26 protein-coding genes are annotated in these 24,561 nt (G+C 70.6%); 6 read left to right on the top strand and 20 right to left on the bottom strand.

Translation table 11 applies throughout. The features are described 5' to 3' along the window. Positions 1 to 9: 9 nt before the first annotated feature. The 18 genes from AC1HIL_RS05215 to AC1HIL_RS05300 all read right to left on the bottom strand — a co-directional run bounded on the left by AC1HIL_RS05215 (position 10) and on the right by AC1HIL_RS05300 (position 16,476). Complete coding sequence (locus AC1HIL_RS05215; protein ID WP_261211961.1) at positions 10 to 987, bottom strand: 2-dehydropantoate 2-reductase; 978 nt, start codon at positions 985 to 987, stop codon at positions 10 to 12. A 16-nt stretch (positions 988 to 1,003) separates the two neighbouring features. Next, positions 1,004 to 1,804 carry a class II aldolase/adducin family protein gene (locus tag AC1HIL_RS05220; RefSeq protein ID WP_203203723.1) on the bottom strand — a complete coding sequence of 267 codons (801 nt, stop codon included), beginning with the start codon at positions 1,802 to 1,804 and terminating at the stop codon, positions 1,004 to 1,006. An 18-nt stretch (positions 1,805 to 1,822) separates the two neighbouring features. Next, the gene (locus tag AC1HIL_RS05225) at positions 1,823 to 2,812 is read right to left on the bottom strand and encodes a Bug family tripartite tricarboxylate transporter substrate binding protein (RefSeq protein ID WP_057592744.1); all 990 of its coding nucleotides are present in this window, start codon (positions 2,810 to 2,812) and stop codon (positions 1,823 to 1,825) included. A 34-nt stretch (positions 2,813 to 2,846) separates the two neighbouring features. After that, positions 2,847 to 4,583, bottom strand: coding sequence for a dihydroxy-acid dehydratase (gene ilvD, locus AC1HIL_RS05230; RefSeq protein ID WP_261211959.1), 1,737 nt, complete (start codon positions 4,581 to 4,583; stop codon positions 2,847 to 2,849). Positions 4,584 to 4,620: 37 nt separating this feature from the next. After that, positions 4,621 to 5,085 (bottom strand): nuclear transport factor 2 family protein, encoded by a 465-nt coding sequence (locus tag AC1HIL_RS05235; RefSeq protein WP_479671302.1) that lies wholly within the window; start codon positions 5,083 to 5,085, stop codon positions 4,621 to 4,623. A 19-nt stretch (positions 5,086 to 5,104) separates the two neighbouring features. Beyond that, positions 5,105 to 5,935 (bottom strand): 4-hydroxy-2-oxoheptanedioate aldolase, encoded by an 831-nt coding sequence (gene hpaI, locus AC1HIL_RS05240; protein WP_479671303.1) that lies wholly within the window; start codon positions 5,933 to 5,935, stop codon positions 5,105 to 5,107. Positions 5,936 to 5,952: 17 nt separating this feature from the next. Next, positions 5,953 to 6,756: a 2-oxo-hept-4-ene-1,7-dioate hydratase gene (hpaH, locus tag AC1HIL_RS05245; RefSeq protein ID WP_413761803.1), complete on the bottom strand. Its 804-nt coding sequence runs from the start codon at positions 6,754 to 6,756 to the stop codon at positions 5,953 to 5,955. Positions 6,757 to 6,773: 17 nt separating this feature from the next. Further along, positions 6,774 to 7,181, bottom strand: coding sequence for a 5-carboxymethyl-2-hydroxymuconate isomerase (locus AC1HIL_RS05250; protein ID WP_479671304.1), 408 nt, complete (start codon positions 7,179 to 7,181; stop codon positions 6,774 to 6,776). Between the two features lie 13 nt (positions 7,182 to 7,194). Then, positions 7,195 to 8,022: a DODA-type extradiol aromatic ring-opening family dioxygenase gene (locus AC1HIL_RS05255; protein ID WP_057592750.1), complete on the bottom strand. Its 828-nt coding sequence runs from the start codon at positions 8,020 to 8,022 to the stop codon at positions 7,195 to 7,197. After that, positions 8,019 to 8,354: an aromatic ring-opening dioxygenase subunit LigA gene (locus AC1HIL_RS05260; protein ID WP_093343983.1), complete on the bottom strand. Its 336-nt coding sequence runs from the start codon at positions 8,352 to 8,354 to the stop codon at positions 8,019 to 8,021. Before AC1HIL_RS05260 ends, AC1HIL_RS05255 begins: the two co-directional genes overlap by 4 nt. Before the next feature lie 2 nt (positions 8,355 to 8,356). Beyond that, on the bottom strand, positions 8,357 to 9,331 hold the full coding sequence (locus tag AC1HIL_RS05265; protein ID WP_261211952.1) for a tripartite tricarboxylate transporter substrate binding protein: 975 nt from the start codon (positions 9,329 to 9,331) through the stop codon (positions 8,357 to 8,359). After that, the gene (gene hpaE / locus AC1HIL_RS05270) at positions 9,328 to 10,794 is read right to left on the bottom strand and encodes a 5-carboxymethyl-2-hydroxymuconate semialdehyde dehydrogenase (protein WP_057592752.1); all 1,467 of its coding nucleotides are present in this window, start codon (positions 10,792 to 10,794) and stop codon (positions 9,328 to 9,330) included. The genes AC1HIL_RS05265 and hpaE overlap by 4 nt, the downstream gene beginning before the upstream one ends. A gap of 13 nt (positions 10,795 to 10,807) precedes the next feature. Further along, positions 10,808 to 11,791 (bottom strand): Bug family tripartite tricarboxylate transporter substrate binding protein, encoded by a 984-nt coding sequence (locus AC1HIL_RS05275; protein ID WP_479671305.1) that lies wholly within the window; start codon positions 11,789 to 11,791, stop codon positions 10,808 to 10,810. Between the two features lie 76 nt (positions 11,792 to 11,867). Next, positions 11,868 to 12,620 carry a fumarylacetoacetate hydrolase family protein gene (locus AC1HIL_RS05280; RefSeq protein ID WP_261211948.1) on the bottom strand — a complete coding sequence of 251 codons (753 nt, stop codon included), beginning with the start codon at positions 12,618 to 12,620 and terminating at the stop codon, positions 11,868 to 11,870. Continuing rightward, a complete protein-coding gene (locus tag AC1HIL_RS05285) occupies positions 12,617 to 13,273 on the bottom strand; it encodes a fumarylacetoacetate hydrolase family protein (protein WP_479671306.1) in 657 nt (218 codons plus the stop codon). The genes AC1HIL_RS05280 and AC1HIL_RS05285 overlap by 4 nt, the downstream gene beginning before the upstream one ends. After that, positions 13,270 to 13,701, bottom strand: a complete 432-nt coding sequence (hpaR, locus tag AC1HIL_RS05290; RefSeq protein WP_057592756.1) for a homoprotocatechuate degradation operon regulator HpaR — start codon at positions 13,699 to 13,701, stop codon at positions 13,270 to 13,272. The genes AC1HIL_RS05285 and hpaR overlap by 4 nt, the downstream gene beginning before the upstream one ends. Positions 13,702 to 13,792: 91 nt before the next feature. Next, positions 13,793 to 14,779 (bottom strand): Bug family tripartite tricarboxylate transporter substrate binding protein, encoded by a 987-nt coding sequence (locus AC1HIL_RS05295; protein ID WP_479671307.1) that lies wholly within the window; start codon positions 14,777 to 14,779, stop codon positions 13,793 to 13,795. Beyond that, positions 14,776 to 16,476, bottom strand: coding sequence for an FAD-dependent oxidoreductase (locus AC1HIL_RS05300; protein ID WP_296738427.1), 1,701 nt, complete (start codon positions 16,474 to 16,476; stop codon positions 14,776 to 14,778). The genes AC1HIL_RS05295 and AC1HIL_RS05300 overlap by 4 nt, the downstream gene beginning before the upstream one ends. Positions 16,477 to 16,577: 101 nt before the next feature. Here AC1HIL_RS05300 and AC1HIL_RS05305 point away from each other — a divergent pair, with 101 nt between their 5' ends. Beyond that, on the top strand, positions 16,578 to 17,477 hold the full coding sequence (locus AC1HIL_RS05305; protein ID WP_479671308.1) for a LysR substrate-binding domain-containing protein: 900 nt from the start codon (positions 16,578 to 16,580) through the stop codon (positions 17,475 to 17,477). Positions 17,478 to 17,481: 4 nt separating this feature from the next. On the opposite strand, the gene AC1HIL_RS05310 is transcribed toward AC1HIL_RS05305, so the two are convergent. After that, a complete protein-coding gene (locus AC1HIL_RS05310; RefSeq protein ID WP_057592759.1) occupies positions 17,482 to 18,399 on the bottom strand; it encodes a LysR family transcriptional regulator in 918 nt (305 codons plus the stop codon). 112 nt (positions 18,400 to 18,511) lie between these two features. Between AC1HIL_RS05310 and AC1HIL_RS05315 the strand changes: the two genes are divergently transcribed. The 5 genes from AC1HIL_RS05315 to AC1HIL_RS05335 all read left to right on the top strand — a co-directional run bounded on the left by AC1HIL_RS05315 (position 18,512) and on the right by AC1HIL_RS05335 (position 23,614). Further along, the gene (locus AC1HIL_RS05315; protein ID WP_057592760.1) at positions 18,512 to 19,285 is read left to right on the top strand and encodes a class II aldolase/adducin family protein; all 774 of its coding nucleotides are present in this window, start codon (positions 18,512 to 18,514) and stop codon (positions 19,283 to 19,285) included. A gap of 37 nt (positions 19,286 to 19,322) precedes the next feature. Beyond that, on the top strand, positions 19,323 to 20,324 hold the full coding sequence (locus AC1HIL_RS05320; protein ID WP_479671309.1) for a Bug family tripartite tricarboxylate transporter substrate binding protein: 1,002 nt from the start codon (positions 19,323 to 19,325) through the stop codon (positions 20,322 to 20,324). Then, on the top strand, positions 20,321 to 21,274 hold the full coding sequence (locus AC1HIL_RS05325) for a D-2-hydroxyacid dehydrogenase (protein WP_479671310.1): 954 nt from the start codon (positions 20,321 to 20,323) through the stop codon (positions 21,272 to 21,274). Before AC1HIL_RS05320 ends, AC1HIL_RS05325 begins: the two co-directional genes overlap by 4 nt. 52 nt (positions 21,275 to 21,326) lie before the next feature. Further along, complete coding sequence (radA, locus tag AC1HIL_RS05330) at positions 21,327 to 22,718, top strand: DNA repair protein RadA (RefSeq protein ID WP_057592763.1); 1,392 nt, start codon at positions 21,327 to 21,329, stop codon at positions 22,716 to 22,718. Between the two features lie 464 nt (positions 22,719 to 23,182). Further along, entirely contained in the window at positions 23,183 to 23,614 is a 432-nt protein-coding gene (locus tag AC1HIL_RS05335) for a hypothetical protein (protein ID WP_057592764.1), read from the top strand. Here AC1HIL_RS05335 and AC1HIL_RS05340 read toward each other — a convergent pair. Next, on the bottom strand, positions 23,611 to 24,558 hold the full coding sequence (locus AC1HIL_RS05340) for a LysR family transcriptional regulator (RefSeq protein ID WP_057592765.1): 948 nt from the start codon (positions 24,556 to 24,558) through the stop codon (positions 23,611 to 23,613). The two genes, AC1HIL_RS05335 and AC1HIL_RS05340, sit on opposite strands and share 4 nt — an antisense overlap. Positions 24,559 to 24,561 lie beyond the last annotated feature (3 nt).

A 24,561-nucleotide genomic window follows, 5' to 3' on the forward strand; every position in this document is an offset into this window, starting at 1 on the left:
GGCGTGCGTTCAGTACAGGCCCAGCTGCCGCGTCTTCAGGCGCGCCAGGCCCAGCAGCGCATCGGTGAACGGCGTCGCGACGGCGGTCAGCTCGCCGAGCTCGCGCACCACGGTCACGAGCGCGTCGAGCTCGACCGAGCGGCCGGCCTCCACGTCCTGCAGCATCGAGGTCTTGAAGGCGCCGAGCTTGCGCGTGACCGCATGGCGGTCTTCCGGGCTCTGCGCGATCTCGATGCCGATGCGCCGACCGATCTCCTTGGCCTCGAGCATCACGGCCGAGATGAAGCCGCGCACGTAGTCGTCGCCCATGATCAGGTCGGTGGTGGCACCGGTCAGCGCGCTGATCGGGTTCACCGTCATGTTGCCCCAGAGCTTGAACCAGACGTCGCGCTGGATCTGCGGCGACAGCGTGGTCTCGATGCCCGTGGCCTGCAGCAGCTCGACCAGCTTCTTCACGCGCGGCGTGGCCTCGCCCGAGGGCTCGCCCACGATCAGGCCGTTGCCGAAGTGGTGCCGCACCACGCCGGGCGCGTCGAGCGAGCAGCTGCAGTGCACCACGCCGCCGATCACGTTGGCCGCGGGAATGGCGCGCGCGATCGCGCCGTCGGGATCGACCGCGCCCAGGCGGTGGCCCGCGATGGGGCCGCCGAAGCCGCCCTCGAGGAACCACCAGGGCACGCCGTTCATCGCGGTCAGCACCATGGTGTCGGCGCCGATCAGCGGCGCGATGCGCTCGGCCACGCCGGCCAGCGCCGGCGCCTTGACGGCGATCACCACCAGGTCCTGCACGCCGAGTTCCTCGGGGTCGGCCACCGCGTTGACCGGCACGCGCGTGCGCACGTCGCCGCGCATCAGCGAGAGGCCGTCGCGCCGCAGCGCTTCGAGCGTGGCGCCGCGCGCCACCACGTTGAGGCGCTGGCCCGCTTGCGCGAGGCCGACGCCGATCCATCCGCCGATCGCGCCGGCGCCGTAAATGCAGATCTTCATGGTCGGATCGTAGCGGTCAGGCGCGGTAGGAAGGATCGATGCGGTCGACCTGGCGCACCAGGGCATTGAACACGTCCTGGCCGGCGCCGTGCGCGGGGCTGAACTGCAGCGCGTCGCGCGTGCAGCGGCTCGCGATCTCCTCGCTCACGGGGATCGCGGCGCCCATCGAGAAGGTCGCCATCTGGATCTCGCAGGCGCGCTGCAGGGTCCAGAGGATCGCGAAGGTCTGCGGCAGCGTCTGGCCCCAGGCCAGCAGGCCGTGGTTGCGCAGGATCACGGCGTTGCGGTCGCCGATGCTCTTGAGCAGGCGCGGGCCCTCGTCGGCGTGGATGGTGATGCCCTCGAACTCGTGGTAGGCCACCATGCCGTGCAGTTGCGCGGTGTAGAAGTTGGTCTGCTGCAGGCCGCCCTGCAGGCAGGCCACGGCCACGCCCGCGGTGGTGTGCGTGTGCATCACGCAGTGCGCGCCCTCGAGGCCGTCGTGGATCGCGGCATGCACCGTGAAGCCGGCCGGGTTGACCGGGAAGGTCGAGCCGTCGAGCACGCGGCCCTGCAGGTCGATCTTCACCAGGTTGCTCGCCGTCACCTCGCTGTAGTGCAGGCCGAAGGGATTGATCAGGAACTGCTTCTCGCCACCGGTCACGCTGTCGGGCAGCCGCACCGTGATGTGGTTGTAGATCATCTCGGTCCAGCCCAGCATCGCGAAGATGCGGTAGCAGGCCGCGAGCTCCTCGCGCGCGGCGCGCTCGTCGGGATGGATCGAGGGATGGACCAGGGCCGACGCGGACGACGGCGTGGTGGTGGCGAGAGGGGTCATTGCAGTTCCTTCATGGGGTTAGCCTTCCGCGGTGAAGCCGACCTCTTTCACGATCGGCGCCCACTTGGCGGTGTCTTTCTTCAACAGTTCGGTCAGCTCGGCGGGCGTGGAGGACATGGCTTCCAGGCCGAAGGTGCCGAGGCCGTCGATCACGTCCTTCTGCGCCAGCGCGTTCTTCATCGAGGCGTTGAGCTTCGCGACCAGCTCGGGCGAGGCCTTGGCCGGCAGGAAGAAGGCGAACCACTCGCTGTGCGCCATGTCCTGGATGCCCTGCTCGCCGAAGGTCGGCACGTCGGGCGCGAAGCGGCTGCGCTTGGCGCCCGAGACGCCGAGGATGCGCACCTTGCCCGTGGGCAGGTGCTGCGTGATGTCGCCGATCGGGCCCGACACCGCCGAGATGTTGCCGCCCAGCAGGTCGAGCATGGCCGGCTGCGTGCCGCGGTAGGCCGCGTGCTTGAGCTCGACGCCGCCCTTCTTGCCCAGCAGCGCGCCGATGAAGTGCGGCGTGGAGCCGGCCGCCGGCGAGCCGTAGTTGGCGCCGGCCGGGTTGGCCTTGGCCCAGGCCAGGAACTCGGGCACGGTCTTCACGCTGGCCGGCACGGCCGGGCCGACCGCGAAGCCGAAGTCGAAGATGCAGCCGATGGTCACGGGCGTGATGTCGACCATCGGGTCGTACGGCAGCTTCTTGTAGATGTGCGGGTAGATCGTGAGGATCGAGGTCGGCGTCTGCAGGATCGTGGTGCCGTCGGCCGGGCGGCCCTTGACGTAGCTCACCGCGATCTGGCCGCCCGCGCCGGTGCGGTTCTCCACCACCGCCGCGCGCGCGTAGTCGGGGCTCAGCTTGGTCGCGACCCGGCGGCAGATGGTGTCCGAGGTGCCGCCGGCCGCGAAGCCGGTGACGATGGTCGCGGTCTCGATGCCGGCCTGCGCGAAGGCCCGTTGGCCGATGCCGGCAAGCAGCGCGGAGGCGCCGGTGGACTGCAGCAGCTGGCGGCGGGTGAAGCTCATGATGGTTCTGTCTCCGGGTAACGGTGGTTGGGGGTCAGGACTCGTCGCGCAGCCAGGTGACCGCGCCCGAATGGGTCACCGCGCCCTGGTGGGCCGGGCGCACGGTGAGCGCGTATTTTTCCAGCAAGCCACCGCGCGGGACCCCCGCGTTTACTCCACGTCCGGCGAGGCGCCGCGCGATCTCCTCGTCCGTCAGTTCCACCGAAATGGTGCGCGCCGCCGCGCGCGCGTCGATCGCGATCAGGTCACCGTCGCGCAGCGCCGCGATCGGTCCGCCGTCGGCCGCCTCGGGCCCGGCATAGCCGATGCACAGGCCGCGCGTGGCGCCCGAGAAGCGCCCGTCGGTCAGGAGCGCCACCTTGTCGCCCATGCCCTGGCCGTAGAGCAGGGCGGTGATGCCCAGCATCTCGCGCATGCCGGGGCTGCCCTTGGGGCCCTCGTTGCGGATCACGATCACGTCGCCCGCTTCGTACAGCCGGTTCTGCACCGCCGTCTGGGCCTGCTCCTCCGAATCGAAGACGCGCGCCGGGCCGCGGTGCACCAGCGTCTGCAGGCCGGCGGTCTTGAGCAGCGCCCCGTCGGGGCAGAGGTTGCCCTTGAGCACCGCCAGCCCGCCGTCGCGCGTGATCGGGTTGCCGGCCTCGCGCACCACGCGGCCGTCGGGCGCCAGGGCATCGGCCAGTTCCTCGGCCATGGTGCGGCCGGTGAAGGTGAGCACGTCGCCGTGCAGGAAGCCCTGCTCGAGCAGCGTGCGCAGGATCACGCCGGCGCCGCCGATGTAGAACACGTCGCGCGCGAGGTAGCGCCCGCCCGGGCGCAGGTCTGCGATGAGCGGCGTGCGCGCGAACACCTCGGCCACGTCGTCGAGGTGGAAGCGGATGCCGGCCTCGTGCGCGATCGCCGGCAGGTGCAGCGCGGCATTGGTCGAGCCGCCGGTGGCCGAGACCACGGCGCAGGCGTTCTCGAGCGCCTTGCGCGTGACGATGTCGCGCGGCAGCGGGCTGTCGCCCATCACGGCCTTCATCAGCGTCCTGGCGGCGCGGCGCATCAGCGGCGCGCGCTCGCTGAACACGGCCGGCACCATGCTCGAGCCGATCGGCGCGAGGCCCAGCGCCTCCGACACCATGCCCATGGTGTTGGCCGTGAACTGGCCCGCGCAGGCGCCGGCCGTGGGCAGGCAGGCGCGGCTCATGGCGTCGAGCTCGTCGTGCGTGGCCGTGCCGGCCAGCACCTTGCCGATGGTCTCGTAGGTGTCGACCACGTTGAGGTCGCGCCCGTCGGGCCCGGGCATCTGGCCCGGCAGCGCCGAGCCGCCGTGCACGAACACGCTCGGCACGTTGCAGCGCACCATGCCCATCATCAGGCCCGGCAGGTTCTTGTCGCAGGCGCCGATCGCGAAGATGCCGTCCCACTGGTGGCCGCGCACCGAGGCTTCCACGCTGTCGGCGATCAGCTCGCGCGAGATCAGTGAGAAGCGCATGCCCGAGTGCGCCATGGTCAGCCCGTCGCTGACCGACACCACCGGGCATTCGTGCGGCGTGCCGCCGCCCGCGTAGATGCCGGTCTTGGCATGCTGCGCCTGCTCGCGCAGGTTCAGGTTGCACGGGCTCATCTCGCCGCCGGTGTGGAACACGCCGACGTGCGGGCGCTCGATGTCCTCGTCGTCCTGGCCCAGCGCATGCAGGAAGCTGCGCGTGGTCGCGCGGATCGTGCCCTCGCGGATGGTGGCGGAACGGAAGCGCGGCGGCTTGGGGTCGGTGGGCGTGGTCATCGGCTGGCGGCGGGCTGGCTCGGGAAGGGGGAAAGGATCAGAACATGCCGTTGCGGTTGGCGGCGGTCTCGGGCACCGGCTGGATCACGTCCCAGTGCTCGACGATCTTGCCGTTCTCGAGCTTGAAGATGTCGACGATCGCGTTGCCGCGCGTGCCGGGCTCGCGCACCGCGTGCACGTGCAGGATCACATAGTCGCCCTCGGCGAAGCTGCGCTTGATCTCGCTCTTCGAGTTCGGGAATTTCTCGCGCAGGAAGGCGATGAACTTGCGAAAGCCCTCGGGGCCGTCGGCCGCGGTCGGGTTGTGCTGCACGTAGCGGTTGCCCACGTACTGGAGCGCGGCCTCGGCGTCCTTCTGGTTCAGGCCCTTCTCGTAGAAGGCCAGCACGGCCTGGCGGTTGGCTTCCTGCTGGGCTCCGGGGCCGGTGGCGGGGAGCTGGGCGCAGGCCGCGAGGCCCAGCACGGCGGCGGCGACGAGGAACTTGAGGGCGATGCGGCGCATGCGGACTCCTGTCGTTGCTTCAGTAGCTGCTGGGAGCGGGCGCGGCCGGGACGGCGCCGTCCTTGAACTTGGCGGCGAGCTGGCGCGCGGCCGCAGCCAGCACGATGGTGTCCACGCCCACGGCCACGAAGGTGGCGCCGGCCGCGAGCCACTTGCGCGCCTGCTCCTCGGTGGTCGAGAGGATGCCCGCGGCCTTGCCGGCCTTCTGGATGCGCGCGACCGCGTCGGCGATCACCGCCTGCACCTCGGGATGGTTGGGCTGGCCCACGAAGCCCATCGAGGCCGAGAGGTCGGCCGGGCCGATGAACACGCCGTCGACGCCGGGCGTGGCCGCGATCGCGTCGAGGTTCTTCATCGCCTCCACCGTCTCGGCCTGCACCAGCAGGCAGGTCTGGGCATTGGCTTCGTGCAGGTAGTTCGGATAGGCCTGCCAGCGCGAGGCCCGCGCGAGCGCGCTGCCCATGCCGCGGATGCCCTCGGGCGGATAGCGCATGCCCTGCACCATGCGCGCGGCCTGCTCGGCGGTGTCGACCATCGGCACCAGCAGCGTTTGCGCGCCGATGTCGAGGTACTGCTTGAGCAGCGTGGTGTCGCCCACGGGCACGCGCACGATCGGCTGCGGCCGGGTCGCGCCCTCGGGCAGCGCCGACCAGGCGCTCGAGATGCCCTGCAGCTGCGCGAGCACCGAGCGCACGTCGTTGGGCGCGTGCTCGCCGTCGACCAGCAGCCAGTCGTAGCCGGTGCCTGCCAGGATCTCGGCCGCGTAGCCGTCGGCCAGGCCGACCCACAGGCCGATCTGGGCGCGCTTCTCGGCCATGGCCTTCTTGAACAGGTTGATGGGGGTGTGCATGAGGTATTCCGAAGAGGTCAGACGAGGCGGAACGACACGGCGCCCAGCGGGCCGTAGTCGGCATGGAAGGTGTCGCCGGGCAGCGCGGTGGTCGGGCGCGTGAACGAGCCGCCGAGCACCACCTCGCCGGCCTCCAGATGTTCGTCCCAGGGCGCGAGCTTGTTCGCGAGCCAGGCCACGCCGGTGGCCGGATGGTTGAGCACGGCCGCGGCCACGCCCGATTCCTCGATCACGCCGTTCTTGTAGAGCAGCGCGCTGACCCAGCGCAGGTCGACCGCGTCGGGCTTCACGGGCCGCCCGCCGATCACGATGCCGGCATTGGCCGCGTTGTCGGCGATGGTGTCGAAGACCTTGCGCGGCGCCTTGGTGTGGCGGTCGAACTGCTCGATGCGCGCATCGATGATCTCGATCGCGGGCACCACGTAGTCGGTGGCCGCGAGCACGTCGAAGATGGTCACGCCGGGGCCCTTGAGCGGCTTGCCGAGGATGAAGGCCAGCTCGACCTCGATGCGCGGCGCGATGAAGCGCGCGAACGGGATGTCGCTGCCCTGCTCGAAGAACATGTCGTCGAGCAGCGTGCCGTAGTCGGGCTCGGTGATCTGGCTCGACTGCTGCATCGCGCGCGAGGTCAGGCCGATCTTGTGGCCCTTGGCCACGCGACCCTCGGCGATCTTCTGCCGGACCCATTCGCGCGAGATCGCATAGCCGTCCTCGATGGTCATCTCGGGAAAGCGCTTGGAGAAATGCTCGACCTGCACGCGCGAGCGTTCGCTCTCGTGCAGTTCGGCCGCGAGCCGGGCGATGGTGTCGGAAGAAAGCATGGCGGTGTGTGTGGGGGTCAGCTCTTGTTGAACAGGGGATGCAGGTTGCTGTGCTTGCCGTCGTAGACCTGGCCGGGGCTCTCGTCGATCTGCAGCGTGATGCCGATGTGGCGTTGCGAGAAGACGGGCTCGAAGTGGCTTCGCACCCTGGCCAGCAGTTCGTCGCCGGCCTTCTTCTTTACGGCCTCGGAGCGGCCCGCGGCCATGCGCAGGTTGAGGTAGACGAAGGCGTAGTCGGCCTGGCCGTCGGCCACCGCGCAGTGCGCGGCCGGGTAGGCCAGCACGCGCGTGCCGCCGGTCGGGAACACCGGCTTGCCGGCCTCGTCGCGCTGCTCGAGCATGGTGTCGGCCAGCGTGCGACACAGCGCCGACATGTCGGTCTCGGCCTCGATGTTGGGCGTGTAGAGGATCACCAGATGCGGCATGGTCGTGCTCCGTTCAAACCACCGACATCGTCGCGGCCGTGCAGGTCACCGCGAAGATCGGAATGGCCTTCATGTGGAAGATCTCGCCCTGGCCGCGCGCGGCCGCGGCCACGCTGAGGAAGGTGCGGATCTCGAAGCCGCCCTGGCCGGCTTCGCGGTAGGTCGCCTCGTCGCCGTAGTCGTCGAGCGACAGCAGCGCCTCGCGGTCGTTGGCGCACCAGCGGCGCATGAACTCGGCGTCCCACTCGGCATTGACCTTGCCCGAGTCGGGCGTGGCCGGCCAGTGCGAGATGCCGCCGGTGCCCACCAGCGCGATGCGCTCGGGCACCTTGTCGCAGGCGCGACGCAGCGCCTCGCCGAAGGCCCAGGCGCGGTGCAGCGGCGTGAGCGGCGGTCCCTGGCAGTTGATGTTGACCGGGATCACCTTGGTGTCGAAGTCCGGCGTGAGGAAGTTCAGCGGCACCATGATGCCGTGGTCGAACTTCCATTCCTCGGCATAGGCCACGTCCACCGTCTGCATCACCTCGCGGATCAGCCGCTGCGACAGCGCGGCGTCGCCCGGGATCGTGTGCTTCTCGATGCCGAGCCACTTCGGGTCCTCGATCGGTCCTTCGTAGCTGTCGGCCATGCCGATCGCATAGGCCGGCATGTTGTTCATGAAGAAGTTCGCGAAGTGCTCGGCCGCGATCACGATCACCGCGTCGGGCTTCGTCGCGCGCATGGCCTCGCCGAAGCGATGGAACTGCGCGTGGAACTCGTCCTTCACCGCCGGGTCGGCGAGATGCGCGCGGCCGGTGATGCCGGGGGCGTGGCTGCACACGCCTGCGAATACGAGACTCATACGCCCGCCACCTTTTCGTCTGTGCTTGTCGTCATTGCATAGATGCCGGCGCGCACCGGCCCGTACTTGCGCACGCCCTCGCGCATGGCCTCGAGGTAGTCGGCCCACGGAATGCCCAGGAGCGGCGCGAAGTGCATCAAGAGCTGCCCGTTGCAGCCCAGCACGTAGAGCTTGCCGACGTCGCCGCTGTCGATGGCCTCGCGCTCCTCGTCGCTGAGGTCGTAGCCGCCGAGCAGCGCCTTGCGCGTGTCGCCGCCCTCGGCATAGCGCCGCTGCACCTCGGCATCGCGGTTGAGCGCGAACAGGAATTTCTGCATCGCATAGAGGCTCATGGTCAGCCCTCGATCTGGATGTTGGCCTTGCGGATCACGTCGCCGTACTTCGCGATCTCGCTCTGGACGAAGACCGCGAAGCGCTCGGGCGAGCCCGACAGCGACGCGATGCCGCCCTTGCGGAAGGCCTCGGTCACCACCGGTCCCGCGAGCGCGCGGTTGACCTCGGCGTTCACGCGCTGCACCACGGCGTCGGGCGTGCCGGCGGGCGCCAGCAGGCCGTTCCACGAATTGGACTCGATCGCCACGCCCTGTTCGGCCAGTGTGGGAATGTTCGGCGCGTACTGCGAGCGCTGCGCGGTCGCCATGCCCAGCGCCACCAGCTTGCCGCCCTCGACATGGCCGCGGAACTCCGGCCAGTTGCCGAACATCATCGTGACCTGGCCGCCGAGCAGGTCGGTCAGCGCCGGGCCCTGGCCCTTGTAGGGCACGTGCACGATGTCCAGGCCCATCTGCAGCTTGAGCATCTCGCCCGAGAGGTGGGCCGAGGTGCCGTTGCCGAAGGAGGCGAAGCTCAGCGTGCCGGGCTTCGCCTTGGCCTGGTTGCGCAGGTCGGCCAGCGTCTTGAGGCCGCTGCCCGGATGGGTGGCGAGCACGTGTTCCGACATGCCCATCAGCGCCACCGGGCGCAGGTCCTTCAGCGTGTCGTAGGGCAGCTTGCGCACCAGCGTCTGGTTGGCCGCGAAGCTGTTGGCCACGCAGACGAAGCTGTAGCCGTCGGGCGCGGCCTTGGCGACCGTGTCGACGCCGATCACCGTGCCCGCGCCGGGCTTGTTCTCGATCACCACGGGCTGGCCCAAGGCCTTCGCGAGCTCGGTACCGACCAGCCGCGCGACGAAGTCGGTGGTGCCGCCGGGCGGGAAGGGCACGACGATGCGCACCGGCCGGGCCGGCCACGCGGCCTGGGCGCGCGCCAGCATGGGCAGTGCCGCGAGCGCGGCCGTGCCTTGCAGCAGCGTGCGGCGACGCAGGCTCATGCCACGCCCCAGTGCGGAATGTGGTGCGAGCCCATCGATACCGCCACGTTCTTCGGTTCGCAGAACACCTCGTAGCTCCAGGTGCCGCCTTCGCGGCCCGTGCCCGAGGCCTTGGTGCCGCCGAAGGGCTGGCGCAAGTCGCGCACGTTCTGGCTGTTGACGAAGCACATGCCGGCTTCCACCGCGGCGGCCACGCGGTGCGCCTTGCCGATGTTCTCGGTCCAGACGTAGCTCGACAGGCCGTACTGGATGTCGTTGGCCAGCTCGATGGCATGCGCCTCGTCGCGGAACGGGATCAGGCAGGCCACGGGGCCGAAGATCTCGTCCTGCGCGATCTTCATGCGGTTGTCGACGTCGGCGAACACCGTGGGCACCACGTAGTTGCCCTTCTTCACGCGGTCGGGCAGGTTGCTCGGTGCTTCGAGGCCGCCGCACAGCAGGGTGGCGCCTTCCTTCGGGCCCAGCTCGATGTAGCTGCGCACCTTGGCCAGGTGGGCCTGCGAGATCATCGGGCCGACGATGGTCTTCTCGTCGAGCGGGTCGCCCACCGTGATGCGTCTTGCGCGCTCGGCGAACTTGGCCGCGAAGTCGGCGTAGATCGACTGCTGCACCAGGATGCGCGAGCCGGCCGTGCAGCGCTCGCCGTTGTTGCTGAAGATCATGAACACGGCCGCGTCGAGCGCGCGGTCGAGGTCGGCGTCGTCGAAGATCACGAACGGGCTCTTGCCGCCGAGTTCCATGCTGAACTTCTTGAGGCCCGCGCTCTTCACGATGCGGTTGCCGGTGGCGGTGGAGCCGGTGAACGAGATCGCGCGCACGTCGGGGTGCGCCACCAGCGGCTCGCCCGCTTCCTTGCCGTAGCCGTGCACCAGGTTCAGCACGCCGGGCGGAATGCCGGCCTCGAGCGCCAGCTCGCCCAGGCGCGCGGCCGACAGCGGCGACAGCTCGCTCATCTTCAGCACCGCCGTGTTGCCGAAGGCCAGGCAGGGCGCGACCTTCCAGGTGGCGGTCATGAAGGGCACGTTCCACGGGCTGATCAGCGCGCACACGCCGACCGGATGGAACAGCGTGTAGTTCAGGTGCGTGGGCGTGGGATAGGTGTGGCCGTCGACGCGCGTGCACATCTCGGCGAAGTAGTAGAAGTTGTCGGCCGCGCGCGGCACCAGCTGCTTGCCCGTCTGCGCGATGACCTGGCCGCAGTCGTTGGTCTCGGTCTGCGCGATCTCGGGCACGTTCTTCGCGATCAGGTCGCCGAGCTTGCGGATCAGCTTCGCGCGCTCGGGCGCGGGCATGCCGGCCCACTTCGGGAAAGCTTCCTTGGCGGCGGCCACGGCCGCGTTCACCTCGGCCTCGCCGCCGGAGGCGACTTCGGCCAGCACTTCCTGCGTGGCGGGGTTGACGGTCTCGAAGTAGTCCGAGCCCTTGACGGACTTGCCGCCGATGAGATGGTCGATCTGTTGCATGAGGGAATCCGGTTCAGTCCAGTTTGACGTCGCGTGCCTTGATCAAAGCATGCCATTTCTTGCGCTCCGCATCGGTGTAGCGCGTCATTTCGGTGGCGTCGGCGGGGCGGGCCTCCCAGCCGGCGTCGTAGAGCTTCTGGCGCACGCTGGCATCGGCCATGGCCTTCTGCAGCTCGGTGCCGAGCTTCGCCTGCACTTCCTTCGGCGTGGCCGCGGGCACGACCAGGCCCTGCCAGGTGTAGGCCTCGACGTTGGCGAAGCCCAGTTCCCTGGCGGTGGGAATGTTCGGCAGTTGCGGCACGCGCTCGGCCGACATGGCGAGCAGCGGCACCACCTTGCCGGCCTTGACCGCGCTCACGCCACTGGGCAGGTCGAGCATCATCAGCGCGACCTGGCCGCCCATCAGGTCCTGCAGCGCGGGCGCGCCGCCCTTGTAGGGCACGTGCAGCATCGACACCCCGGCTTCGCGCTGGAACAGTTCGTAGGCGAGATGGTGCGGACTGCCGGTGCCCGGCGTCGCGATGCTGTACTTGCCGGGCGAGGCCTTGAGCGCGGCCAGCAGCGCCTTCGCATCGGCGATGCCCGCATTGGGCGCGGCCGTGATGATCAGCGGCGAGCGGCCCATCATGCCGACCAGCGCGAAGTCCTTCTCGGCGTCGTAGGGCAGCTTCTTGTAGAGCGCGGGGTTGTAGACCAGCACGCCGTTGTCGGCCGAGAACACGGTGTAGCCGTCGCCGGCCGAGCGCGCCACGTTCTCCGACGCGATGATCGCGCCGGCGCCGGGCCGGTTGTCGACCAGCACCGGCTGGCCCAGCTGCTGCGACACCTGCGCGCCCACGGTGCGCGCGAGGAAGTCGGTGCCGCCGCCGGCCGGATAGCCGACCACCCAGCGCACCGGCTTGGCGGGGTAGGCGGTCTGCGCGACGGCGAGGGCCGAGACGGCCAGCGCCATCGTGGCTGCGGCCACGGACTGGAGGAGCTTCTTGCCGGTGATCATGTCGTGTCGTCTCCGCTGATTTCTTGGGCGTATGAATGGAAAAGGAGAGCGCGCCGCGGGGGCGCGCTGGAAAGAATCAGGCCGCCGCGATGGTGTTGACCAGCGCGCCGATGCCCTCGATCTCGGTCACGATCTCGTCGCCGGGCTGGCAGTCGACGACGCCGTCGGGCGTGCCGGTGAGGATCAGGTCGCCGGGCGACAGCGTCATGAAGCGGCTGAAGTACTCGATCAGGAAGGGCGCGTCGAAGATCATGTCGCGCGTGTTGCCCTGCTGCGTGACCTGGCCGTTGACCGTGGTGCGCAGCGCGAGCGCCATCGGGTCGGCCACGTCCTTCGCATCGACCAGCCAGGGGCCGATCGGCGTGCAGGTGTCGCGGTTCTTCACGCGCAGGTTGGGGCGGTACCAGTTCTCGAGGTAGTCGCGGATCGCGTAGTCGTTGGCCACGGTGTAGCCGCCGATGAAGTCGTAGGCGTCGTCGCGCTTCACGTGGCGCGCGGTCTTGCCGATCACGATCGCGAGCTCGCACTCGTAGTGCATGAACTGCACGCCGGCCGGGCGGAAGGTCTTCTGGCGGTGGCCGATCAGCGCGCTCTGGCCCTTGACGAAGACCAGCGGCTCCTCGGGCGCCTTGAACTCGAGCTCCTTCGCATGGTCGGCGTAGTTGAGGCCGAGCGCGAGGATGGTGCGCGGGCGCGGCGTGGGCGCGAGCGGCGGCAGCCAGTCGACGGCGTCGAAGCCGACCACGCGGCCATCGGCCAGGCGCAGCGCGCCGTCGTGTTCGACGGCCTCGTGCACGGCGTTCTCGTAGCGGATGCGTGCGTGCTTCATGCGGCGGCTCCCGTCTCTTCTGCCACCAGGGTGTTGCTCAGGGTCTCGAAGCCCGGCGCCGAGATCTCGATGCGGTCGCCCACGCGCGCCAGCGGCCGGCCCGCGCCGCAGCCAAGCATGAGCACGTCGCCGTGCGCCAGCGTCATGAATTCGCCGACCTCGGCCAGCAGCTGGCGCGCGGGGCGCACCAGCGTGGAGAAGTCCAGCGTCTGCTGAAGCTCGCCGTTGATGCGCACCTCGACGCGGAACGCCGCGGGATCGTCCACCTCCTGCGCGTCGCGCAGCGCGGGGCCGATGCCGAGGAAGCCGTCGAGGCACTTGAACTTGACGGGCGGGCGGAAGAAGCTGGCATGCGGCACCGACAGGTCGTTCATGGGCACGAAGCCTTCGATGTCGCCGTCGGCGCCGACCACCATGCCGATGCTCGCGCCCACCTCGACCTCGGGCAGGTTCGCCGGCACGGGGATCGCGGCGCCGTGCGGGCTCCAGGTGTTGGCGGTCTTGACGTAGAGCACCGGCGCCTTGGGCGGTGCCTTGTAGGGCGGCGCGCTCATCTGCGGCGCGAGCGCTTCCACCTCGGCGCGGAAGTTGAGCAGCGTGCCGTAGACGGTGCCGGCGGGAAGGAAATGGGAAGGTGAAGAAGGGGGGCTCATGGCTGTTCCAGTGCGATCAGTTCGTCGAGCAGCTCGTAGAGCTGGCCGAGCTTGTCCTTGCCCAGGGATTGCTCCATCCACTGGTAGTGCGCCTCGATGCTCGAGGACAGCTTGTTCACCAGCTTCATGCCGCGCGGCGTGGCCTCGACCACGGTGCGGCGCTGGTCGGCCGGGTCGCGGCTGCGCGTGATCAGGTCGTCGCGCTCCATGCGCGCGAGCACGCCCGTGAGGCTGGGCCCGAGGATGAAGGCCTCGCGCGCCACGCGGCCGGTTTCGACCGCGCCGTGTTCGCCGAGCACGCGCAGCACGCGCCACTGCTGGTCCGACAGCGCATGCACGCGCAGGCTGGGCCGGGTGTGGGCCATGACGGCTTCGCGCGCCTGTAGCAGCAGGCGCGGAAGGTTGCGGTGGGTGAAGGCGGTGTTCATGTTGGTCGATTTATTTAACATGTTAAATGATCGGCAAAAAAACACGGCTACGGGATAACCCTGGCCCGCGCTCGGGCCAGGGTGGAGGGCTTCAGTCGACGGTCGCGCCCGAGGCGCGGATCACCTGCCCCCAGCGTTCCGATTCGCTGCGGATGTAGGCCGCGAGCTGCGCGGGCGTGCTCGAGCCGGGCTCGAAGCCGTCGTTCTCGAGCTTCTGGCGCAGCGCGGGCTGGGCGATCACCTTCGCGATCTCCTGGCTCAGCCGCTCGACCACCGGCGCCGGCGTGCCCGCGGGCGCGACGATGCTCTGCCAGGCCACGGCCTCGAAATCGGCGGTGCCCGGCAGCCGCGACTCGGCCACGGTCGGCACGTCGGGGAAGGTGGGCTGGCGCTTCTTCGAGGTCACGGCCAGCGCGCGCAGCTTGCCGCTGCGCACGTGCTGCAGCGCCGGCGCGATGTCGGTGAACATCAGCTGCAGCTGGCCGCCGAGCAGGTCGGTGAGCGCGAGCGCGCTGCCCTTGTAGGGCACGTGCGTCATCGCGGTGCCGGTGGCGAACTTGAACATCTCGGCGCCCAGGTGCTGCGGGCTGCCGTTGCCGGCCGAGCCGTAGCTCAGGCCTTCCGGTTTGGACTTGGCGAGCGCCACCAGCTCGGCCAGCGTGCGCGCGGGCACCGAGGGATGCACCACCACCATCAGCGGCACCGCGCCGATCAGGCCCACGGGCGCGAAGTCCTTGGCCGGGTCGTACGAGAGCTTCTTGTAGAGCCAGGGATTGATCGCGAGCGTGGTGCTGGTGGCCACCAGCAGGGTCGAGCCGTCGGGCGCCGCGCGCGCCACCTGCGACGCGCCGATGGCGGTGCCCGCGCCGGGCTTGTTGTCGACGATCACGGTGCGGCCGAGCGCGGTGCCGAGCTGCTGCGCGATCAGCCGGCCTAGCATGTCGGTGGTGCCGCCGGGCGCGTAGGGCACGACGATGGTGATGGGCTTGTCGTTCTGCGCCAGCGCGGCGAGCGGGCCGGCGGCGCAGGCGACGGCGGACAGGGCACCGAGCTGGCGCAGGGCGTGGCGGCGGTTCATGCGGATGTCTCTCTTTCTTTCTGGGATTCGGAAGCGGCCGCGGGCGCGACACCGCGCAGCAGGTCGACCAGCGCCTCGGGATCGGCCGGCACGGCATCGCCGCGCCAGGCCACGTGCTGGTCGGGGCGCGAGATCACGAGCGCGCGGTCGTAGAGCGCGGCGGCCTCGGGGCCGTCGATGTCGAGCACGCGCAGCGGCAGCCCGCGCGCGGCGGCCGCGGCCACGAGCGGCGCGACCTCGAGCGCCGGGTCGCGGCGCAGCAGCACGTAGCCCTCGCCGAGCGCGGCCATCGCGTCGTAGAGCGAGCGGCCGTCGGCCAGCCACAGGTGCGGCACGCGGCAGCCGGGCACGGTGGCCGGCTTGAAGTCGTACATGGTGTAGGCCGGCGCGGCCTCGCCGTCGTAGGCGATCAGCGGCGAGGCGTCGTAGAAGTAGCCGAAGTTCAGCCCGCCGCAGCAGTACTGCTGCACGTTGAGGTCGTACAGCGCCTGGCCGCGCGCGGCGCGCAGCGCATCGCCCTCGGGGCCCGGTGCCTCGATGCCCTCGGGCACGCCCTCGCGCTGCTTCTGCAGGGCCAGCGCATGGTTCATCGCGAACTTCGAGACCTGCTCGGTGATCGGCTGGCGCTCGGCCTCGTGCGCGCCGAGCGCGGCCTCGGCGAGCCAGCCGCGCAGGTGGCCCGCGAGCAGCCACGACAGGTTCATCGCATCGGCGATGCCGGCGTTCATGCCGTAGCCCGCCATCGGGATCCACAGGTGGGCCGCGTCGCCGCAGATGAAGACGCGGCGGTCGCGGAAGCGCTCGGCCACCAGGCGGCGGCCGATCCAGTCCTCCTTCGAGATCACCTCGTATTCGAAGTCCGGGCCCACGCCGAGGATCTGGCGGATCGCCCAGTCGCGGTCGATCGATTCGAAGTCGGTCTCGTCGGCCAGCAGGTAGTTGTGCAGCAGCCAGGTCTCGCGCCCGTCGATCGCATAGACGTTGCCGCAGCGCCGCGGATTGAGCGCGAAGGTGGCCCAGGCCGGCTTGTTCTTCAGCAGGCCCAGCAGCGCGGGCGCGCGGAAGTAGGTCGACTGCACGCGGCCCACCACGTCGGTGCCGCGCAGGTTGGCGCCGATCTTCTTGCGCACCGTCGAGCGCCCGCCGTCGCAGCCGATCAGGTAGCGGCAGCGGATGCGCACCGCGCTGCCGTCGTCGAGGTCGACGCCGGTCGCCCACACGCCCTCGTCGTCCTGCTCGAAGTCGTCGATGCGCGTGCGGTTGCGGATGCGCAGGCCCGGCGTGGCCTCGGCATGCGCGAACAGCACCGGCTCGAGGAAGATCTGGTTGATGCGGTGCGGCGGCTCGGCCGTGGGCCACCAGGTGTCGGGGCCGCCGGTGGCGGTGTAGCGCTCGCGCCGCGCGGGGATCGGGATGCGCGAGAGCTCGGGCCCCGTCACCGTGGTGCGGTAGGCCACGTCGTTCGGATAGTCGGCCGGCAGGCCCGCGTCGCGCAGTGCCTGCGCCACGCCGAGCCGGCGGAAGATCTCCATCGAGCGGGCCGACACGTGGTTGCACTTCACGTTCGGCGGCTCGCCGCGGTGGCGGATCTCGGTGACCAGCACGTCGATGCCGCGTTGCGCCAGGTCGATGGCCAGCGTGAGGCCGACCGGCCCGCCGCCGACGATCAGCACCTGCGCCTGCAGTGGTTCTGTCATGGGTTCGCTTGTCTCTCGTTGTGGACGGCGGCCATTACAGTGCCGAAGTGCCATCCGACAGAAGTGAAACTTTCATGGCCATTCATAAAAAGCCTTTATCAATGCGCGGAGTGCCCTCGGTGCGCCAGCTGCGCGCCTTCGCGGCCGTCTACCACAGCGGCCAGCTGTCGAGCGCTGCCGCGGCGCTGTCGCTCACCCAGCCGGCGGTCAGCGTGCTGCTGCGCGAGCTCGAGGACCGGCTCGGCGTGCGGCTGTTCGACCGCACCACGCGCAGCCTGCACCGCACCGCCGCAGCCGACGAAGCCATCGGCCATGCCGAGCGCGTGCTGGCCGAGCTCGACGCGCTGGGCAGCGGCATGGCCGAACTCGCGGCCGGGCGGCGCGGCCGCCTGCGCATCGCCGTCACCTCGACCATCGCGCAGACGCTGATGCCGCGCGCACTGCGCCGCTACACGCAGCAGCATCCGGATGTGAAGGTCGCGATCGACGACTGCGCGCCGAGCCAGTTCGTCGAGACCGTGCTGAGCGGCCAGGTCGACTTCGGCGTCGGCACCTTGCAGGCGCGCACGCCGGGCCTGGACGAGCGCGTGTTCGTGCACGACCACCTCGCCGTGATCGCCGACCGCGACCTGCCGCTGCCCGGCGGTGCCGCCGGCATCACCTGGCGACAGCTCGCGGCGCTGCGGCTCATCACGGTCAAGCCCGGCTACGGCGTGCGCAACAGCATCGATGCCGCGGCCGCCGAGGCCGGCGTGCGGCTCGAGATCGCCTACGAGGTGAGCCTGCTGACCACCGCGCTCGCGATGGCCGCGGGCGGGCTCGGGCCGGCATTGCTGCCGGCGTCGATCCTCGCGCATGCCGATCCCTCGCGGCTGGTCGCGCGCCGGCTGATCCGGCCGACCGTGGCACGCAACATCGCAGTGGTCACGCGGCAGGGCCGTTCGCTGTCGCCGGCCGCGGCGGCCTTCGCCGACCTGCTGGCGAGCGAATTCGCGATCTGAAGGCTCAGGCGCGCGGCCGCGCCAGGTAGGCCTGCATGGTCTCGATGAAGGTCTTGGCCGCCACCGAGAGCGTGCGGTCGCGCTTGGCGACCACCGAGATGTTGCGCGTCACCACCGGCGCGTGGATCTTGCGCGCCACCAGTTCCTTGAAGCCGCACTGCGCCACCAGCTCGGCCGGCACGATCGACGCGCCCAGGCCCGAGGCGCTCATCGCGAGCGCGGTGGTCAAGAGCGACACCTCCTGCTGGATGTCGAGTGCCACGTTGGCCGCGCGCGCGGTGCGGTCGATGGCATTGCGGATGCCGTAGCCGGCCTTCACCGTGATCAGCGCATGGCCCGCGAGGTCGCTCCAGCGCACCTGGCGGCGCCGCGCCAGCGGATGGCTGGGCAGGCACACCAGCGCGAGGTGGTCGTGGATCAGCGTGCGCTGGCTCAGCGCCGCCACCTCCTGGTCGGGCGAGCCGATGCCGAAGTCCACCTGCTCCGAGAGGATGCGCGGCACGAACTGCTCGGTCTCGCAGTCGACCAGCTGCACGCGCACGCCCGGATGCAGGTCGTTGAAATGCCGGATCACCGGCGGCACCAGCGTCAGCGCGATGGTCGGAGTGACCGCGATGCCGATGCGCCCGCTGGGCGCGGCCTGGCCGCGGAAGCCGGTCTCGAGCGAACGCACGTCGCGCAGGATGCGCTCCGCGATCGGCAGCATCTCGTGCGCGGCCTCGGTCGGGCTCAGCGAGCGCGTGGTGCGGTCGAACAGGCTGGTGCCGGTGGCGGCCTCGAGCTGGCGCACCAGCACGCTGACGGCCGAGTGCGTGAGGTAGAGCCGGTCGGCCGCCGCGCTGAGCTTGCGCCAGCGGTAGACCTCCACGAAGGCGCGCAGCTGGCGCAGGCTGGTGCCGGGGATCGAGCCATCGTGATTCATGAATTTATTTCGACGCTTGCAAAATAAGTTTCGATTCTCTCGTGCTGCGTCCTCCGCTCCAATCGCGCCCATGCCCTGCATCCGGAGGGCGCCAACGACAACAGGAGACTCGATGAACGGCTCGGGCTTTTCATTCGCGCACACGCGCGCCGCCGTGTCCGACGCGGAGTGGCGGCAGCGCGTCGATCTGGCGGCGGCCTTCAGGCTGGCCGGCTACTACCGCATGACGGACCAGATCTACACCCACCTCACGGCCAAGGTGCCGGGCACGCAGGCGCATTTCCTCATCAACCCCTACGGCGTGCTGTTCGACGAGGTCACGGCCTCCTGCCTGGTCAAGGTCGACATCGACGGCGAGGTGGTGTTCGACCCGACCGGCATCGGCATCAACCCCGCGGGCTTCCTGATCCACAGCTGCATCCACCGCGCGCGGCCCGACCTGCATGCGGTGCTGCACACCCACACCGCGGCCGGCATCGCGGTGGCGGCGCAGCGGCGCGGTCTGCTCAACCTGTCGCAGCACGCCATGCGCTTCCACCGCCGCATCGGCTACCACGACTACGAAGGCGTGGCGCTCGACTTCAGCGAGCAGGACCGGCTGGTGCGCGACCTCGGCCCGCACAACGTGATGATCCTGCGCAACCACGGCCTGCTGGCCGCGGGCGACACCATCCGCGAGGCCTTCGAGCGCCTCTACTACCTCGAGCGCGCCTGCGAGGCGCAGGTGCGTGCGCAGTCGGGCGGCGCCGAACTCATCGAATGCAGCGACGAGATCGCCGAGAAGGTGGCGCAGGCGCTCGACCGGCCCGGCCGCTCGGCGCGCGACAACGACTGGCCGGCGCTGCGCCGGCTGCTGGACCGCATCGATCCGTCGTACGCGACCTGAAGCCGGCGGCCCCAACAAGAACGACAGGAGACACACGATGACGAAGAAGAAGACCGTTGGATGGCCGCGCCGCGCGGCCACCTTGCTGGGCATGGCCGCCGTGGCCCTGCAACTGGCCGCGGGCGCCATGACCGCGAGCGCGCAGGCCGCCTGGCCGAGCAAGCCGATCCGCTGGGTGGTGCCCTACACGCCCGGCGGCGGCACCGACCAGAGCTCGCGCATCATTGCCGAGAAGCTCTCGGTGGCGCTGGGCCAGCCGATCGTGATCGACAACCGGCCCGGCGGCAACACGGTGATCGGCGCGGCCGCGGCTGCTTCCGCGGCGCCCGACGGCTACACCGTGTTCTTCGCGGCGCTGTCGACCATGGCCGTGATCCCGAACCTCTACGACAAGCTGCCCTATGCGAGCGATGCGCTCACGCCGGTGACGCAGCTGGTGCACTTTCCGCTGTTCCTGATGGTCGAGGCCGGCGGGCCGCTCGACAGCATGCCGAAGTTCCTCGCGGCGGCGCGCAGCCAGCCGCTGCTGTTCGCGATCGGCGGCAGCGGCAGCGGCGGCCACCTGGGCTCGGAGCTGATGAAGCGCCAGCTCAAGGCCGACATGACCGCGGTGCCGTTCAAGGCCATGGTGCAGGCCGCGCCCGAGGTCGCCACCGGCCGCGTCTCGTTCATGTTCGCCGACCTGCCGGCCGCGCTGCCGCACGTGCAGGGCGGCCGCGCGAAGATCATCGCGACCGCGGGCAAGACGCGCTCGGCGCTCTATCCCGAGGCGCCGACCCTGGCCGAGGCGGGCGTGGGCGAGATCGACTTCGACACCTGGGCCGGCCTGGCCGTGCCCAGGGGCACGCCGCAGCCCATCGTCGACCGGCTGGCGCTGGAGCTCAACAAGGTCATCGCCGATCCGGCCGTGCGCGCGAAGCTGGCGCTCATCGGCGTCGAGCCCGCGCCGTCCTCGCAGGCCCGCTTCACCGAGTTCATCGCTTCGGAGAATGCCAAGTGGCGCGCCGTGATCCAGGCCGCCGGCATCAAGCTCGAATGACGGCGCAGCCGCTGCGCTCGCTGCTGGTCTTCAACGGCGAGGCCGGGTTCTATGCGCAGGCCCTGCGCGCGCGCTGCCCGGCGCTGGAAGTGCACGCCACCACCGAGCGCGCCGAGGCGCTGCGCCTGCTGGCCGAGGTCGAGGCGCTGGTGGTCTCGGGACCGTGGGTCGACGACGCGATGCTCGCGGCCGGGCCCGCGCTGCGCTGGGTCCATGCGCTGACCTCGGGCACCGACACCATCACCGGTTCGCCCGCGCTGCGGCCCGGCACGCTCGTGACCTCGTCGCGTGGCGTGCATGGCCCGCAGATGTCCGAGCTCGCGCTGCTGCTGATGATGGCGCTGGCGCGCGACCTGCCGCGCATGCTGCGCGACCAGCGCGAAGGCGCCTGGCACCGCTGGCCGCAGCCGCTGCTGTGGCGCCGGCACGCGGTGCTGGTCGGTACGGGGCATGTCGCGCGCGAGCTGGCGCGGCGCTGCCAGGCAATGGGCATGCGGGTCAGCGGCATCTCGGCCACGCCCGCGGCGATCGACGGCTTCGACGAAGTGCATGGGCGCGAGCGGCTGCCGCAGGTGGTGGCGCAGGCCGATTTCGTGGTGGTGCTGACCGCGCACGATGCGCGCACCCACCACCTGATCGATGCGCCCGTGCTCGCGGCCATGCCGGCGCACGCCTTCCTCGTCAACCTCTCGCGCGGCGGCGTGGTCGACGAGCACGCGCTGCTCGCGGCGCTCGAGAGCGGGACCATCGCCGGCGCCGGGCTCGACGTCTACGAGACCGAGCCGCTCGCGGCCGGCCATCCGCTGCGCCGGCTGCCGAACGTGATCGCCACGCCGCACATCGGCGGCCTGAGCGACGTCTATGCGCAGCAGGTGCTGCCGATGCTGCTCGACAACGCGGCGGCCCTGGCGGTGGGCGACGTGGGCGCGCTGGTCAACCGCGTGTGCTGAGCGAGCGTCCCCGCGCCCGGACGGCGCGGGGCCACGCCCTAAACTCCCGGCCATGGCCAAGGACAAATCCATCTACGTCTGCAGCGAATGCGGCGGCACCAGCGCCAAGTGGCTCGGCAAGTGCCCGAGCTGCGGCGCCTGGAACACACTGATCGAACAAGCGGCCGGCGGCGCGAACGCCCCGGCCAACAACCGCTTCGGCACGCAGTTCGCGTCGCTCGCCGGGGCCTCCGAACTCGCGGTGCTCTCGGAGATCGAGGCCAGCGACGTCGCGCGCACGCCCACCGGCCTCGACGAGCTCGACCGCGTGCTCGGCGGCGGCGTGGTGGCCGGCGGCGTCACGCTGATCGGCGGCGACCCGGGCATCGGCAAGTCGACCCTGCTGCTGCAGGCGGTCGATGCGCTGCAGCGCGCGGGTCAGAACGCGCTCTACGTCACGGGCGAGGAGAGCGGCGCGCAGGTGGCGCTGCGCTCCAAGCGGCTGGGGCTGGACCATTCGCAGGTGCAGGTGCTGGCCGAGATCCAGCTCGAGAAGATCATCGCCACGCTCGATGCCACGCGCCCGGCCATCGCGGTGATCGACTCGATCCAGACCGTCTACTCCGACCAGCTCACCTCGGCGCCGGGCTCGGTGGCGCAGGTGCGCGAATGCGCGGCGCACCTCACGCGCTTCGCCAAGACCAGCGGCACGGCCGTGGTGCTGGTGGGCCACGTCACGAAGGAGGGCGCGCTCGCGGGCCCGCGCGTGCTCGAGCACATGGTCGACACGGTGCTGTACTTCGAGGGCGACACGCACTCGAGCTTCCGGCTGGTGCGCGCGATCAAGAACCGCTTCGGCGCGGTCAACGAGATCGGCGTGTTCGCGATGACCGAGCGCGGCTTGAAGGGCGTGGCCAACCCGAGCGCGATCTTCCTGAGCCAGCACACCGAGCCGGTGCCCGGCAGCGTGGTGCTGGTCACGCTCGAGGGCACGCGGCCGATGCTGGTCGAGATCCAGGCGCTGGTCGACGACGGCGGGCCGAGCCCGCGCCGGCTGTCGGTGGGCCTGGACCGCGACCGGCTCGCGATGCTGCTGGCGGTGCTGCACCGCCACGCGGGCGTGGCCTGCATGGACCAGGACGTGTTCGTCAACGCGGTCGGCGGCGTGCGCATCAGCGAACCGGCGGCCGACCTCGCGGTGATGCTGGCCATCACCTCGAGCCTGCGCGGCAAGCCGCTGCCAAAGGGTTTCATCGCCTTCGGCGAAGTGGGCCTGGCGGGCGAGGTGCGGCCCGCGCCGCGCGGCCAGGAGCGGCTGCGCGAGGCCGCCAAGCTGGGCTACAGCATCGCGGTGGTGCCCAGGGCCAATGCGCCGCGCAAGGGCTCGAAGGACATCGAGGGCCTGACGATCCACGCGGTGGACCGGATCGAGGAGGCGATGGACGTGGTGCGCGAGCTCGAGTGAGCGAGCGCCCAAAAAAAAACGGGCCGCAACGGCCCGTGAAAAAACGCCTGGCGCATCGGTGGCGGCGCGCCCGGCGAGCTCCCAACCTCCTACCCCCTGATTCGTGCGTCGCTGCGTGGCGTGAACGCCGGGCCGCCGTCGCGTCGGCATTGGCCGCCGGGCGACGGGGCCGGGTTCATCGCGTTCCGGCCGCCGACGGCGGCCTCTCCCTGACAACGTGGGCCGCCGCGGCCGCCTTGTTCGTGCCGGGGGTCGCCGCTGCCGCGCAGGGCGGCGAGGCTGAGCCGGACGAAGGTGACGGAGCGTGGAATGTTCATCTGTGGTGTCTGCGGGGCCCGGGCCGATGCCCGTGCGGCGAAATGTGCCCGCGACGGCCCGCGGCGCGGGCGGCTTTGTGGCCCGGTAGCGCGAGATGCGCCTGGCGGTAGCCGGGCTCGCTACCCCGCCGCGCCGGCGCGGCGACAATGCGGGCCATGAATTTCCAGAAGTTTCTCGTGCCCGTGGGGGCGCTCGTCGTGCTGGGCGTGGCCTGGCGCAGCTATGGCTGGGGCGGCGTGGCCCTGGCGGCCGGCGCGATCGTGATGTTCCTGCTGATGCACTTCAATCGCGCGATGCAGGTGCTCAAGCGCGCGGCCGACCGGCCCGTGGGCACGGTGGCCAGCTCGGTGATGCTCAACGCCAAGCTCAAGCCCGGCGTGACGCTGATGCACGTGATCGCGATGACGCGCGCGCTCGGCGAACTGCGCTCGCCGCAGGACGAGCAGCCCGAGCACTACCGCTGGACCGATGCCGGCGGCTCGTACGTCGACACGGTGTTCAACGGCGGCAAGCTGCAGAGCTGGACGCTGACGCGCCCGCCGGCGCAGGACGACGAGGCCGAGACTCCCGCGGCCTAATCCGAGGCCTTGCGCGCGCCGCGCGGCGCGCGCCACGGCGGATTGGTGCGCGCATGGTGGCGCGCCTCCTTCGCGAACTCGGTGCACGCGTGCGTCATCAGGTCGGCCGAGCGGTAGACCAGGTAGACCTCGAAGTCGGGCAGCTCGTCGGTGATCGGCAGCCGCTCGAGCGCGTCGCCGCTCAGCCGCAGCGGCCCGGCGCCGTGGAACACCGCGTCCGACCACATGCTGACCAGGTCGGTCTGCGTGGCGAGCTGCAGGCCCAGCAGGTTCGAGGCGCTCTGCACCATGCGCCGCGGCATCTCGAGCCCGTGCAGGCGCATGGTGCTGACCAGCGGGCTGAACGGATCGTCGACCGGGTCGAGCACCAGCCAGTCGGCATCGAGCAACGGCCGCAGCTTGCGCACGCGGCGCAGCGGATGGCCGGCGCGCACCGAGATGTGCATCGCCACCGAGAACAGCGGCTCCCACTGGAACACGTTCGAGCCGGGCCCGCTGCAGGTCGAGATCAGGCCGAGGTCGAGCCGGCCCTCGCGCAGGCCCTCGAGCATCTGCTGCGGCCGCATCTCGAAGGCGCGCAGCGCCACGTTCGGAAAGCGCTGGCGGAACGCCGCCATGGCCTCGGGCAGCGGGCCGTTCGAGGCCACCGCGGTGAAGCCGATGTCGAGCCGCGCCTCGTCGTGGCCGCGGATCGCCTCGATGTCCTCGAGCGCATGGCGCAGCTCCTGCTCGACCACGCTGGCGCGCTTGACCAACGCCGCGCCGTAGGGCGTGAGGCTCACGCCGCGCGTGGAGCGCGACATCAGCGTGACGCCGAGTTCGCGCTCGAGTTCGGCGATCGCCTTCGACAGCGCCGGCTGGGTGGTGTGCAGGCCGCGCGCCGCCTCGTGGATGCTGCCGTGCTGCGCCACCGCGAGCAGCACGCGCAACTGCTGCAGCTTCATTGC

This window comes from Variovorax sp. ISS6, assembly GCF_056523145.1.

Bases quoted from the DNA above. Each gene is read 5' to 3' on its own strand.
- AC1HIL_RS05280 (WP_261211948.1), bottom strand. From the start codon at position 12,620: ATGAAGCACGCACGCATCCGCTACGAGAACGCCGTGCACGAGGCCGTC.
- AC1HIL_RS05325 (WP_479671310.1), top strand. From the start codon at position 20,321: ATGACGGCGCAGCCGCTGCGCTCGCTGCTGGTCTTCAACGGCGAGGCC.
- AC1HIL_RS05320 (WP_479671309.1), top strand. From the start codon at position 19,323: ATGACGAAGAAGAAGACCGTTGGATGGCCGCGCCGCGCGGCCACCTTG.
- AC1HIL_RS05215 (WP_261211961.1), bottom strand. From the start codon at position 987: ATGAAGATCTGCATTTACGGCGCCGGCGCGATCGGCGGATGGATCGGC.
- hpaR (WP_057592756.1), bottom strand. From the start codon at position 13,701: ATGAACACCGCCTTCACCCACCGCAACCTTCCGCGCCTGCTGCTACAG.
- AC1HIL_RS05260 (WP_093343983.1), bottom strand. From the start codon at position 8,354: ATGAGCCTCTATGCGATGCAGAAATTCCTGTTCGCGCTCAACCGCGAT.
- AC1HIL_RS05305 (WP_479671308.1), top strand. From the start codon at position 16,578: ATGCGCGGAGTGCCCTCGGTGCGCCAGCTGCGCGCCTTCGCGGCCGTC.
- AC1HIL_RS05265 (WP_261211952.1), bottom strand. From the start codon at position 9,331: ATGAGCCTGCGTCGCCGCACGCTGCTGCAAGGCACGGCCGCGCTCGCG.
- AC1HIL_RS05340 (WP_057592765.1), bottom strand. From the start codon at position 24,558: ATGAAGCTGCAGCAGTTGCGCGTGCTGCTCGCGGTGGCGCAGCACGGC.
- AC1HIL_RS05315 (WP_057592760.1), top strand. From the start codon at position 18,512: ATGAACGGCTCGGGCTTTTCATTCGCGCACACGCGCGCCGCCGTGTCC.
- AC1HIL_RS05220 (WP_203203723.1), bottom strand. From the start codon at position 1,804: ATGACCCCTCTCGCCACCACCACGCCGTCGTCCGCGTCGGCCCTGGTC.
- AC1HIL_RS05335 (WP_057592764.1), top strand. From the start codon at position 23,183: ATGCGGGCCATGAATTTCCAGAAGTTTCTCGTGCCCGTGGGGGCGCTC.
- radA (WP_057592763.1), top strand. From the start codon at position 21,327: ATGGCCAAGGACAAATCCATCTACGTCTGCAGCGAATGCGGCGGCACC.
- ilvD (WP_261211959.1), bottom strand. From the start codon at position 4,583: ATGACCACGCCCACCGACCCCAAGCCGCCGCGCTTCCGTTCCGCCACC.
- AC1HIL_RS05250 (WP_479671304.1), bottom strand. From the start codon at position 7,181: ATGCCGCATCTGGTGATCCTCTACACGCCCAACATCGAGGCCGAGACC.
- AC1HIL_RS05255 (WP_057592750.1), bottom strand. From the start codon at position 8,022: ATGAGTCTCGTATTCGCAGGCGTGTGCAGCCACGCCCCCGGCATCACC.
- hpaE (WP_057592752.1), bottom strand. From the start codon at position 10,794: ATGCAACAGATCGACCATCTCATCGGCGGCAAGTCCGTCAAGGGCTCG.
- AC1HIL_RS05285 (WP_479671306.1), bottom strand. From the start codon at position 13,273: ATGAGCCCCCCTTCTTCACCTTCCCATTTCCTTCCCGCCGGCACCGTC.
- AC1HIL_RS05275 (WP_479671305.1), bottom strand. From the start codon at position 11,791: ATGATCACCGGCAAGAAGCTCCTCCAGTCCGTGGCCGCAGCCACGATG.
- hpaI (WP_479671303.1), bottom strand. From the start codon at position 5,935: ATGCACACCCCCATCAACCTGTTCAAGAAGGCCATGGCCGAGAAGCGC.
- AC1HIL_RS05225 (WP_057592744.1), bottom strand. From the start codon at position 2,812: ATGAGCTTCACCCGCCGCCAGCTGCTGCAGTCCACCGGCGCCTCCGCG.
- AC1HIL_RS05235 (WP_479671302.1), bottom strand. From the start codon at position 5,085: ATGCGCCGCATCGCCCTCAAGTTCCTCGTCGCCGCCGCCGTGCTGGGC.
- hpaH (WP_413761803.1), bottom strand. From the start codon at position 6,756: ATGCTTTCTTCCGACACCATCGCCCGGCTCGCGGCCGAACTGCACGAG.
- AC1HIL_RS05310 (WP_057592759.1), bottom strand. From the start codon at position 18,399: ATGAATCACGATGGCTCGATCCCCGGCACCAGCCTGCGCCAGCTGCGC.
- AC1HIL_RS05300 (WP_296738427.1), bottom strand. From the start codon at position 16,476: ATGACAGAACCACTGCAGGCGCAGGTGCTGATCGTCGGCGGCGGGCCG.
- AC1HIL_RS05295 (WP_479671307.1), bottom strand. From the start codon at position 14,779: ATGAACCGCCGCCACGCCCTGCGCCAGCTCGGTGCCCTGTCCGCCGTC.